The organism is Pelosinus propionicus DSM 13327 (assembly GCF_900114615.1).
Lineage (GTDB): Bacteria > Bacillota > Negativicutes > DSM-13327 > DSM-13327 > Pelosinus > Pelosinus propionicus.
In genome coordinates, this window is record NZ_FOTS01000009.1 from 44,621 (window position 1) to 56,435 (window position 11,815).

8 protein-coding genes are annotated in these 11,815 nt (G+C 36.5%); 1 reads left to right on the forward strand and 7 read right to left on the reverse strand.

Going from position 1 to position 11,815, the window contains the following annotated elements; genetic code table 11:
* Positions 1–8: 8 nt before the first annotated feature.
* From BMZ99_RS06360 to BMZ99_RS06370, 3 genes are read right to left on the reverse strand one after another with little or no spacing between them, the layout of a single operon-like run.
* Entirely contained in the window at positions 9–2,186 is a 2,178-nt protein-coding gene (locus BMZ99_RS06360; RefSeq protein WP_090934105.1) for a peptidase domain-containing ABC transporter, read from the reverse strand.
* A 3-nt stretch (positions 2,187–2,189) separates the two neighbouring features.
* On the reverse strand, positions 2,190–3,608 hold the full coding sequence (locus BMZ99_RS06365; RefSeq protein WP_090934107.1) for an HlyD family type I secretion periplasmic adaptor subunit: 1,419 nt from the start codon (positions 3,606–3,608) through the stop codon (positions 2,190–2,192).
* Positions 3,601–5,754: a peptidase domain-containing ABC transporter gene (locus BMZ99_RS06370; RefSeq protein ID WP_090934108.1), complete on the reverse strand. Its 2,154-nt coding sequence runs from the start codon at positions 5,752–5,754 to the stop codon at positions 3,601–3,603. Before BMZ99_RS06370 ends, BMZ99_RS06365 begins: the two co-directional genes overlap by 8 nt.
* Before the next feature lie 357 nt (positions 5,755–6,111).
* Between BMZ99_RS06370 and BMZ99_RS06375 the strand changes: the two genes are divergently transcribed.
* Positions 6,112–6,351 carry an Imm74 family immunity protein gene (locus BMZ99_RS06375; RefSeq protein ID WP_090934110.1) on the forward strand — a complete coding sequence of 80 codons (240 nt, stop codon included), beginning with the start codon at positions 6,112–6,114 and terminating at the stop codon, positions 6,349–6,351.
* A gap of 12 nt (positions 6,352–6,363) precedes the next feature.
* Here the strand turns inward: BMZ99_RS06375 and BMZ99_RS06380 are convergent, their stop codons facing one another.
* From BMZ99_RS06380 to BMZ99_RS06395, 4 genes are all read right to left on the reverse strand, one after another.
* Positions 6,364–7,008 carry a hypothetical protein gene (locus tag BMZ99_RS06380; protein ID WP_090934112.1) on the reverse strand — a complete coding sequence of 215 codons (645 nt, stop codon included), beginning with the start codon at positions 7,006–7,008 and terminating at the stop codon, positions 6,364–6,366.
* 220 nt (positions 7,009–7,228) lie between these two features.
* Positions 7,229–7,813, reverse strand: coding sequence for a nitroreductase family protein (locus BMZ99_RS06385; RefSeq protein WP_090934113.1), 585 nt, complete (start codon positions 7,811–7,813; stop codon positions 7,229–7,231).
* An 85-nt stretch (positions 7,814–7,898) separates the two neighbouring features.
* Complete coding sequence (locus tag BMZ99_RS06390) at positions 7,899–9,131, reverse strand: NAD(P)-dependent malic enzyme (RefSeq protein ID WP_090934114.1); 1,233 nt, start codon at positions 9,129–9,131, stop codon at positions 7,899–7,901.
* Between the two features lie 732 nt (positions 9,132–9,863).
* Positions 9,864–11,618 (reverse strand): sensor domain-containing diguanylate cyclase, encoded by a 1,755-nt coding sequence (locus tag BMZ99_RS06395; protein ID WP_090934115.1) that lies wholly within the window; start codon positions 11,616–11,618, stop codon positions 9,864–9,866.
* Positions 11,619–11,815 lie beyond the last annotated feature (197 nt).

Below are 11,815 nucleotides of genomic sequence, written 5' to 3' on the forward strand. Positions count from 1 at the left end.
CCTGATTCTCAACTTACATTTTTACTCTCAACTTCTTGCAACTTATATAATTCATAATAACTACCTTTTTGGCTTAGGAGCTCAAGATGCGATCCTTGTTCAACAATCTTCCCCTGCTCCATTACGATAATAGTATCGCAGTCACGTATGGTCGTTAGTCGATGAGCGATCATAATTAATGTTCGTCCTGCTGCCATTTGGCCGAGATTTGCTTTTATAATATTTTCTGATTCATTATCTAATGCACTGGTAGCCTCATCAAATATAAGAATTCTTGGATCTGTAAGCAGTGCCCTGGCGATGGCGATACGTTGTTTTTGACCACCCGATAATGTAGTGCCGCGTTCACCAACAATCGTGTTATAACCATTGGGCATTTCTTTGGCAAATTCATCTACCCCTGCAATTTGTGCAACCTTTTGTATTTCCTCCATACTCGCATCCAATTTCGCTAACGCAATGTTATCTTTAATGCTTCCATTGAACAGATAAGTTTCTTGCAATACTACCCCTACCTGCCGCCTCAACCAAGCCGGTTCGACTTGAGCCATATCTACACCATCAATTAGTATTCTGCCTGTTTCTGGCACATACAGCCTTTGAATGATTTTAGTCAAGGTGCTTTTACCTGATCCCGATCTGCCAACAATTCCTACACTAGCTCCAGCATCTATTTTGAGATTAATCTGGCTTAGTATCTCATTTGTATCTTCACGATAGCGGAAAGTGACTCGATCTAATACAATTTCTCCACGAATCGTTGATAGGGTCGTTCGATTTGGATCAAAAACAGGTTCTGATTTTTCACTCATAATATCATCGAGCTGATTAATCGATACTCTTGTCTGTTGGAAATTCTGCCAAATATCCACTAATCGCAACACTGGAGAAACTACAAAACTGGAATACATTTGAAAAGCAATTAATTCTCCAACTGTTAACCGGTTCTCCATAACTTGATTGATACCAACCCACAGTATGCCAATCATGCAAAGCTGCTGTATTAACGCTGCTGCATTATGACCGATATTGTTTATATTGGCAGTGACAAAAACCGATTTAATATATCTTGATAACATTTCATCCCACTTTTGAATAAAATATTTTTCTACCGCCAATGATTTTATGGTTTGAATGCCAGTAATGGCTTCTATCATAAAGGTTTGGTTTGCAGTCTCAAGTTTAAATTTTTCTTTCAATTTTCGCCGAAATAAAGGAGTTAAAATTAAATTAAGCACAATATAAAGGCCTAGAGCTACTACTGTTACTCCAGTAAGATAAGTACTGTACGTTAGCATGATCACAAGATAGATTATTGAAAACGCACTGTCGAGAACCGCAGTGAAAGCAGATCCGACAATAAACCCTCGAATTGTATCCAACTCTCGAATGCGAGATACAATCTCACCAACTTTATATTTTTCGAAAAACCGTATTGGTAATGCCATAACATGATGAAAAATTCTAGCACTAAGTGTAACATCGATTTTACTTACATGATGATTAAACATACAACTTCTTAAGCCATTAATCCACGCTTCAAATATGCAAAGGATTATCATACCGACAATAAATATATTGAGGGTACTAAGACCGTGATGTACTAAAACTTTATTAATAATCACCTGGGTAAATAAAGGGCTTACAAGTCCGAAGATCTGTAACACTAATGAAAGCAGCAGTATTTTCCCAAAGGCTTTTTTATATTTCACAATAATAGGAAGAAACCAAGCTAAACCAAATTTAGGCTCTTCCGTTTCAATAAAACTAGGCTGTTTTGCAATCAGGATAATTTTGCCACTCCATTGGTCTAAGAAAATACTTTCTTCAATACTTACTGGATGGTTCTTATAAGGGTCAAATACAATCGTATTTTTCCCATCTCGATTCAGTATGATTATATAACATCCATTTTTTAAGATCCCCATTGCAGGCAGGGGGAAAGATGCTTTACTTTTTTTATTATTGTAATCCGTGAAATGAGCTTTTAGTCCCATTTCTTTCGCTGTTCGAATGAGAGTCGTCAGATCCATTCCGGTATCGCCTATGATATGCGCACGACGTATTTGTCTTTCATCAGCTGCAATACCAATCATTTGAGCTATCATTAGTAAGCATTTCAATGCTGAATCAACAAAAATACCTTCTTGTTTATTCACTTCTTCTTGTCTGTTTTGTTTAGCCATATCTTATCTCTCTCTCAAAGATTCGCTTTGGTATTTTTTAAAGGGTTCTAAGAAAAATTCATAGATTTGCTTTTGCTGGGTTTTAATTTCAGCGTTAACCGTCATACCACTATTAAGACGTGTCTCCTGATTATTCACTACTACATAGTCTTTGTCCATTTGCAAAAGAACTCGATATACATTGCCTTTTTCTCGGTCTTCTACTGCATTCGGGCTAATCGTAGTGACGATTGCAGGCACCGTTCCGTATTTTTGAAAATTAAAGGATTCAATCTTAATCTCAGCAGACTGTCCTTGTCGTATAAAGCCAATATCTTTATTCGCCACCCACGCCTCAACTTCTAAGCTGACTTTATCAGGCACTACCTCTAGCAGTACTTGGGCTGGTGTTACTATACCTCCAATCGTATGCACTGCTAAATTGCTTACATATCCATCATCTGGAGCAACGATAGTTGCTAAACGATTCTTTTCTTCTGCCTTTTTCAATGTTTCCCTGAGATAGAACAGTTTTTGTCTTGCCTCAACCAGTTTTGTATCAAGATCCACATTTTTTTCTGCTATAACCCGTGCTAACGATGCCTGACTTTTCGCTAACAAGGATTCTTGTGCTTTGATTATGGATTCTTGCTCTGTTAAATTTTGTTCCATTTCTTCACGTTTACTTTGCTGATCGATCAAAGTGAGTTTTGATATCGCATTCTCATTTACTAATTGCTCTAATTTGCCCTCTTTTTCTTCGGCAAGCTGATGCAACTTTGTTAGTTTCTTCTTCTCTGTTTGAGCACTTTGCAAATTTTGCTGATATTGCTCCATTGTATGCCGAGCCTCTTCAATTCTTGTCTGATATTCAAATTTTCGACTATTATAAAGATTGATCTGCGCTTGTATATCTTTGTCATCTGCTTGGGGTATCGTGTGCGGCAGAAAGGCTCGATTTTCTTTTTCGGCTGTCAAGCGTTCTACTTCAAGACTGGCGTTAATCGCTTCTCTTCTCACTTTCGCTAAATCATCTGCAGAATATGTAGTATCTAACTCTAACAACAAGTCACCTTTTTGGACTTTTTGTCCATCTACTACATAAATCTTTTTAATGATCCCCTTATCTTCCGCTTGAAGTACTCGAACATAGCCATTAGGGATGATTTTTCCTGGCGCTATCGCGACTTCATCTACACTGCCAAATGTCACCCACAGCAATCCAATAATTGCTAGTATGAAAAATGTCCATAATACAGTTCGACTGCCATAAGATGGCGGCGATTCAACAATTTCCAATGCTGCAGGTAAAAATTCAGCTTCTTTACTTTGAAATTTTTCGATGTTCTTAATTTTTACTCTTTCATAAAATTCCTTTATCTTTTCCAAAATCGTCTGTAAGTCTTCATGATTCTTTATAAAACCAAACATTTTATTAAACATGGCTGTCTCCTTGCTGTTGATAGAGATTATAATACACGCCTCTGTTTTCTACGAGCTGTACATGTGTCCCGTGCTCTATAATTTGACCACGCTCCATAACAATGATTGCATCACACTCTTTCACATTCGCCAAACGATGAGCAACGATGATCATCGTACGTCCATCTGCAATTTGCTTTAAATTCCCCATGATAATCCGCTCCGACTGATAATCTAAGGAACTGGTAGCTTCATCAAATATTACAATCTTTGGATTGGAAATTAGCGCTCGAGCAATTGCAATTCTCTGGCGCTGTCCACCGGATAATGCAGTCCCTCGTTCTCCTACAATCGTGTCATATCCTTCAGGGAGTTCAAGAATAAAATCGTGAGCACCTGCCAGTTTAGCAACCCGATTAATCTCTTCCATGTTTACCCCTTGACGGGCAAGAGCGATATTATCCCTGACACTGCCATTGAACAGGTAGTTATCCTGCAGCACTACACCTATTTGTTGTCTTAACCAAGCCGGATCAGCTTGCGTTATATCTACGCCATCAATCAAAACCCGCCCCGCTTCTGGAATATATAATCGCTGAATAATTTTGGTTAGGGTACTTTTCCCCGAGCCCGATCGTCCTACGATACCGATCTTCATACCTGGTCTTATGTGCAGATTGATTTTTCGGAGTACTTCATCATTCTCAATGTAATATCTAAAGGTTATATTTTCAAGTTTTATTTCGCCTTTGATTTCTGATAATCGAATTGCATCTGGCAAACTGGTTGGCTCTGGTGCTGCATTTAATATATCTCCAATTCTTGTTACAGCGAGCTTTGTCTGCTGAAAAGATTGCCACATGCCTACTAAACGTAATAAAGGTGCACCAGCCTGATTCGCCATCATTTGAAATGCAATAAACTGACCAATTGTTACCGCTCCATCAATTACCATAAATCCGCCAAACCAGATAAGCAAGTATGCAATCAGTTTTTGTGTAAGGCTCCCCCCGTTATTTAACACAACGCTGAACTGCGCCTTATCTAAATTAGTACTAACGCTTTTAGATAACAATCTCTCCCATTTAAAATTAAATTGCGGCTCCACTGCTAAAGACTTTACAGTATGAATGCCCGTTATCGCTTCAACAACAAAAGCATTATTCTCTGCGCTGGCATTCCAAGAATCTTGCAGCCTTTTTTGATACATTGGCGTTCCTATTATATTGATTGCGAATTGAATGGGTATAGCAGCAATAGCGATTAAAGTCAACGGTGCACTATAATAAAACATTACAGCAAAAAATATCATAGAAAAACCTAAGTCAATCAATACCGTCACAGCGGTACCAGTTAAAAATTCGCGAATATTATTTAAAGCAGACACTCTCATTAGAGTATCTCCTACTCGTCTCTTTTCAAAGAATTGTATAGGTAGATGCATTAAAAGACGAAACATTCTAGTACCTAAAATTACATCAATTTTATTTGTGGTATGGGTAAATAGATACGTCCTTATCAGGTTCATTATCGTCTGAAAAAGAACGACAAACACCATACCCATGACAAGTATATTTAACGTAACTGTTCCATGATTAATGATTACTTTGTCAATGATCACCTGTGTACATAACGGTATTACTAGTCCAAATAATTGAAAAAAGAATGCAGCTCCCAAAATTTCTATGAAGTAGCGCTTATAGCGGACTATAACAGGTATAAACCAAATTAAATTAAATTGTCTACTGATGTCTTTTAAATTAAAGGAGCGCTTACATATAATTGCTTGCCCCGTCCAACCAAGAAGAAATTCTTCTAAAGGCATCACAATGGAGTGTCCATGCCTTGGTGAGTACAGTGCTATTTTCTTTGCATTATTTTCCCCAATTACTATATAATCGCCGTTATTCATCTTCGCAATTGCAGGAGACTGAATAGCAGAAAACCCTCTTTTCCCTAATTTTACTACTTTTGCTTTTAAATCAATCTTTTTTGCAGCTTTTATTAAGTCCTTTGGATCAGAGAGATCGTCACTAATCCCATATTCTTTTGTTAATTTTTCTTCGTCAATTGGCATTCCGAAGCCTTTTGCTATCACAGCTAAACAAATTTTCCCGGTGTTAATGTATGTTAATGGTTCTTTTTCCATGCTTATTTTTTCTTCCATCGCTGCTCCTTTCTTTGGAATCAAAACATCTCTTATTTCCAGTTTTATAACATCACTATATACGTATAGATTTTGTCACATATTCAGTATCCTGGCAAGACTTTAAAGCAACAAGAGGACTAAAGTAACACTTTTTGTATAACAAAAAAATTGCTACTCTCAGTACATTCTGAAAGGCAGCAATCTATTTTAAAGACAATATGATGCTTAATAACGGAAGTTCGTCAATCATAAGCTTGTCATAAATCTGTCATATTTTTCTTATATTATAACAACAGAACACCAAAATTGGAAAAATCTAAGAATCATAACGAATAATTGTCAATTATAAAACAAATCTATTGAAGAGGTGACAACATGAAAATAACCGCAACAACTTCCTATCTTAAGGTAGAAATCGCTGATAAAGAAACAATCATTCAAGGAAAAATGCTTACAGACGGATTCATTGCCTTTAGTGATACAATGAACTATTGGGAACCTCCATATGAAGATATTAAAATTAAAGAGAATATAAAAACTGAACTTATAAACTGCTTAATGAAAGGAACTCAAGATTCGGACTTTAAGATTATCTTCACTAAAGAATCTAATTAATAAACTTTAACTTTAATCCTTCTTGTTATTTGTCCTAAAAACCTCTCCTTCAGATATATCCATTTGGTTTTCCCTGCGTTCATCATTTCGGTAAAATATATTGCTTTGATCAGACTCTGCCATATCTCCTTTGATACAGCCATCCAATTGGATATTTCGGTAAGGACTATCCCAGCCCCCAGATGAAATTTCTTCAATTTTTGTTACAATTTTATTATCTATATCAGTAATAACTTTCTCCACACTTTTCATTTCTGGTGATACATATTTATAATATAGATCAGTGACGACTTTCACTATCGATCCAATTACACTTCCACGTTCAAACCAGCTTTGAACATTGCCAATTTCACGAGTATCACAGATTTCTTCTATTGAATTATTTGCAAAATAACGATTCACATTTCCTAAATAGACAGCTCCTCCTGCAATCCCCCCCCTAGTCTCAGTATGAATATCTAATATACTCCCAACTGATTCTATAGCAATTTCGCTTCCTAAAACTGCCTTGTAATTACCGCTAGGCTTCTCTACTCCAAATCCACCATTAGAACTATTATTTAAGAGCTCTAATCCAAAACCGCCACTAAAGCTTGTATTCGAATTATCTGCTCCAAAGCTTCTATTAGAATCTTTTTCAGAACTATCATGACTCATATATTCTTACCTCCGTTTCACTTAGTTCTTTATATAAAATAAAAATGCCTGTTTATATTCTATTTACCATTAAGTCTCAAAATCCTGCAATAAAATTACATTTTTTGTAATTCTATGCAAGTTTTTTTTTTACTGATACCTTAAGATTTAGTATAAATGATAATAATCCAGACTTCCTGTAATGTTTCTTAACTTAGAATATTGCAGGGAGTCTGGATTATTATTTTATTATACTTACAGTACCTTCTTTACGTGGAGCAGCTTTCGGCTGATTGCCTGAAATGTATCCTAGCGCCGCAGCACCGTATACTTTATAATTTTGCGGAACTGCCAGTGTCGTTAATACGTCTCGCACGACGGGTTCATCACCAAACCAAGCCAATTGATTGATCCAACATGAACCGATATGCAGTGAATGAGCAGCTAAGAAGATATTCTGAAGGGCCAGTGACGAATCAGCCATTGCATTTGAATACTGCCGATCATTTGACACTATAATCAGAGTCGGCGCATGGTAATAAAAATTATAGCTGTCACTTTCTGCCGCCTTTTTACCTGCTACCTTTGCACGATATGTTGTTTCATCAACTACCAGATCTTTAAAGGCGTCTCGAATACAAGTATTAAGCTGCAGCAGCTTTTCTTCACTTTGTACAACACTAAAGTGCCAAGATTGAGAATTACTGCCGCTTGGCGCGTATTTAGCAGTTTCTATAATTGCCTCAAGCTCTGCATCTGTAATTTGTTCACTCTGATAACTTCTAATGCTTCTGCGGGTTAAAATATTCTGTAGAACTTCGTTCAATCAATATCCCTCCCAACATGTAGTAGTACTACAAATATTAAATCATGGGATTAGAAATGTCAAATACATCCTACTACTCATTTTTTTAAGAGTGTTCTATTCTCGCTGCCGTCTTAGCCTTTACTTCTTCTGGATCAACAACAATTCTAGCAACACCAGTTTTTATGGCGGCTTTTGCCACGGCTGCTGCCACGGCTGGAGCAACACGTTTATCAAACACATCAGGAACAACATAATCTTCCCGCAATTCTTCTTCTGTTATTAGCTCAGAAATCGCATACACTGCTGCCAATTTCATTTCTTCATTAATTTGACGAGCCCTAACATCGATTGCTCCTCGGAAAACTCCTGGAAAGACCGAAACATTATTCACTTGATTTGGAGAATCTGAACGGCCCGTACCAGCTACTTTTACCCCAGCAGCTTTAGCATCTTTATAGCTAATTTCTGGCTCTGGATTGCACAAGGAAAATACAATAGAATTTTCCTTCATGCTCTGAACAATTTCTGCGGTAAAGGAACCAGGCTGGGAAACACCGATCAGCACATCGGCACCTTTCGCAACATCAGCGAGACTCCCTTTCTCCTTGTTTAAGTTGGTTTTCGATAACAATGACTCCTGAACCCGATTTACCCGGGACATTTCCATCCCTTCATACATAGCACCTTTAGAGTTCATCATAATAACATGTCCTACGCCAGCATTGAGTAATAACTGTACAATGGCGGTGCCTGCTGCACCAGCACCATTAACGACAACTTTAACATCGGACAATTGTTTTTTTACTAATCGCAACGCACCAATAGTAGCCGCTACAGCAGCAATAGCCGTGCCATGCTGGTCATCATGAAACACTGGAATATCCATTTCTTTTTTTAACGCATCCTCAATATCATAGCATTTAGGAGAAGAAATATCTTCTAAATTAATCCCTGCAAAATTAGGCTGCAGCATACGAACTGTTTTAATAAATTCATCTGCATCCTTCGTCTCAATGGATAAAGGAATCGCATCTACATCAGCAAAGGTTTTATATAGCACAGCTTTTCCTTCCATTACAGGTATAGCTGCCTCTGGACCAATATCCCCAAGTCCTAATACTCTAGTACCATCGGTAATCACTGCCACCATATTACCTCGACAGGTATATTCAAAGGACAAATCTTTCTCACGGTGGATCTCCATACAGGGCTCAGCTACTCCCGGAGTATATGCTAGACTCAGATCATAACCATTTCTTATAGGAGCCTTGGCTATTACGCCTAATTTGCCATTATTTTCTCGATGATATTGTAAAGCCTCATCATGTAAATTCATATTTATCTCTCCTTCTAACTCAATAAACAAGTAATGACTTCATCCACATTATACGTTTTATTAGAATATAATGATAATATCGAATATTCATCAAATGATAACTTTAAGTTATTCATCTTATTCTAGATTACTATACTTTTATGATGCCGTTATCGTAACATAATGAAAAGAAAGTCGTCCGTTTAGGACGACTTTCTTCTCATATCTTTTACTAAAACAAAGGGAAGAATACTATAAATTTAATAAAGCCATAATTGTGTTACCTGCAGTATACACTACTAATAATCCTGCAATGAATACGATAGGATGTTCTTTCCAGTCGCAATTATTCAAATTAAACACCTCTTTCCTCATTTCCTACTATTAACAATGCCATGCTTATGGCAATTTAAAGTACATGCACAATACAGTACCTAACGTGATCGCACCAACACAAAATGATCCGTATAAAATATCTAGCAGCATCGAACTACCTCCTCTACTACGTTAAAGCAATTACAATTCAATATAATATCAAATCATTACTGTAAAAATATGTAATGCCATGGGAAGTTATTAATTTTATTTATTGACAATTTTCGAGGTTCAATCCTACTTCTTCACAATATTGCCTATTCGTTGGCCTCGTAAGTTTATATTTTCTTTATCCCAACTATTATATGAGCCAATGCCAAAAAAGCCACTCCGTATGAGTGGCTTTTCTAAACTATTTTATTGTACCTAACGTATGCGTCACGCTACTACTACCGTCCGATTTCGTCCTTGGGTTTTCGCTTTATATAGTGCCTCGTCAGCACGCTGGAATAAACTTGCAATATCATCACCAGGATTCATTTCAGTTACTCCAATGCTAACTGTCACTGTTACTTTTATATCTGATGCAGGTGTAAAAGATTCCATTCGTAATCTTTCACGAATATTCTCGGCAATTGGTAAAGCTTCGTTATAGTTTGTGTTCGGCAACAATATAGTAAATTCTTCACCACCATAACGAAAAGCTTCATTTGGTTCTGTTAGCAAGAACATAAATATCTGGCCTAGCTTGGCAAGAACCTTATCTCCTTCCCAATGTCCATAATTATCATTGTAGTATTTAAAATAATCAATATCAATTACCATTAAAGACAAAGAGCCATTATTTTTTGCCGCAGCAGTTATCTCTTCAGCCAATCTTTTATGTAAGTATCTTTTATTATACAAACCTGTCAATTCATCTGTTAGGCTAAGGTCTCGATAATGTTCTACCTTTTCATCCAGCTCATCCTTTTTTAAACGTAAAATTCTTACCCGATCTGCTAGGGCAAAGGTAAGTAAAATGGATTCCCCTGCTGTAGCCACTAATAAGTAATTAACAGCGGGAAAGGGATTATCAATATAGGCGGCAAGGGACCATAGCAATACTCCCATAAGCAGCAGACCCCAGGCAAATAAATAATAGCGCGCAGGCTTAAATCCCTGTCTAAAACGAATGGCTGCTAATATCATCATAAAGATAGGACCTAAAAGTCCCAATCCATGAGCAATATGATTGGCCCAAACATTCCATCCGTAAGCACCTAACGCTCCCTGTAGTACAGCTAACAACATAATTCCAGTCAGAATTTTATCAAATACAGGAGCATTAGCCCGAACCTGAAGGAATTCACGTGTAAAGTAAACAGAAAAAATAAAGGTTGCCCCTAGGAGAATCCAGAAAATACGATTATACAGCCCATAAGGAATATCTACAAACAGCTTTAAATAACCATGTACTTGAAATTGATAGAAAAACATAGAACCCATATATAAAACGTAAAATAAATAAACCTTCTCACGTAAAGCGAAGAAAATAAAAAGATTTAATAATACCATAGCCAGAAGAACACCATAAACTACACCAAAACCTGACTGTTTTAAGAAAGATTCTTTTAAAAAAGCTTCTTTTTGCCAAAGTATCACTGGTAAGCGAAGAGCTGATGTACTTTCTAAGCGAAGATATAAATAGTTGCTTTCGCTAAATTGATGAGGAAGTGAAAATACCCATGTATTGTGAGTAATTTCTTTATTTGCAGCTGGCCTGCTTACCCCTATTTCTGATATTAAATAATTAACTTCCTTATCTATCGTAGGCATATATAAATCAATTTTATCTATGTTCGGGTTATTTAATTGTAAAAAATAGTCCTCTGGTGATTTTCCAATTACCTCTGCAGGTAACTTGAAACGTACCCAATAAACTGATTTGGTGATCCCCAAAGACAGTATTTCCTCAGGATAATCTAGATATCTTTCATTCCATTCTGGTGAAATTATCTCAGAAAAACGATAGCTACCATTTACATCTTCTAAAATTTGAAAATTAGTTGCTGAATAAGAGTTTTTCTCGCTGGCAATTGCCATATTCACAATAAGAGTATTAATAATTGCAACCATTAGCAGCAATATCATTCTTTTTTTTGTTTTATCACTATTACAAGTTGTACGTATGTTGCATGCAATTCGTAACATTATGTTATAAATCTCCCCCTTTGCCTTATGGAAAGACTTTTCTATTCGCTTTTTAATAATTATGAATCATTATTTTATAATAACTATATTTACCATATAACATGAAAATCCTGCCAAATTTCTACAAAACTTGGCAGGATTTTTTAAGAAAACTCCAATCATGTATTCAGGTTGATAAACTACTTCTGTTAGATCTA

What these genes read in the sequence shown, in the direction of transcription:
- BMZ99_RS06360 (WP_090934105.1), bottom strand. Translation starts at nt 2,186, where the DNA reads ATGGCTAAACAAAACAGACAAGAAGAAGTGAATAAACAAGAAGGTATT.
- BMZ99_RS06365 (WP_090934107.1), bottom strand. Translation starts at nt 3,608, where the DNA reads ATGTTTAATAAAATGTTTGGTTTTATAAAGAATCATGAAGACTTACAG.
- BMZ99_RS06370 (WP_090934108.1), bottom strand. Translation starts at nt 5,754, where the DNA reads ATGGAAGAAAAAATAAGCATGGAAAAAGAACCATTAACATACATTAAC.
- BMZ99_RS06375 (WP_090934110.1), top strand. Translation starts at nt 6,112, where the DNA reads ATGAAAATAACCGCAACAACTTCCTATCTTAAGGTAGAAATCGCTGAT.
- BMZ99_RS06380 (WP_090934112.1), bottom strand. Translation starts at nt 7,008, where the DNA reads ATGAGTCATGATAGTTCTGAAAAAGATTCTAATAGAAGCTTTGGAGCA.
- BMZ99_RS06390 (WP_090934114.1), bottom strand. Translation starts at nt 9,131, where the DNA reads ATGAATTTACATGATGAGGCTTTACAATATCATCGAGAAAATAATGGC.
- BMZ99_RS06395 (WP_090934115.1), bottom strand. Translation starts at nt 11,618, where the DNA reads ATGTTACGAATTGCATGCAACATACGTACAACTTGTAATAGTGATAAA.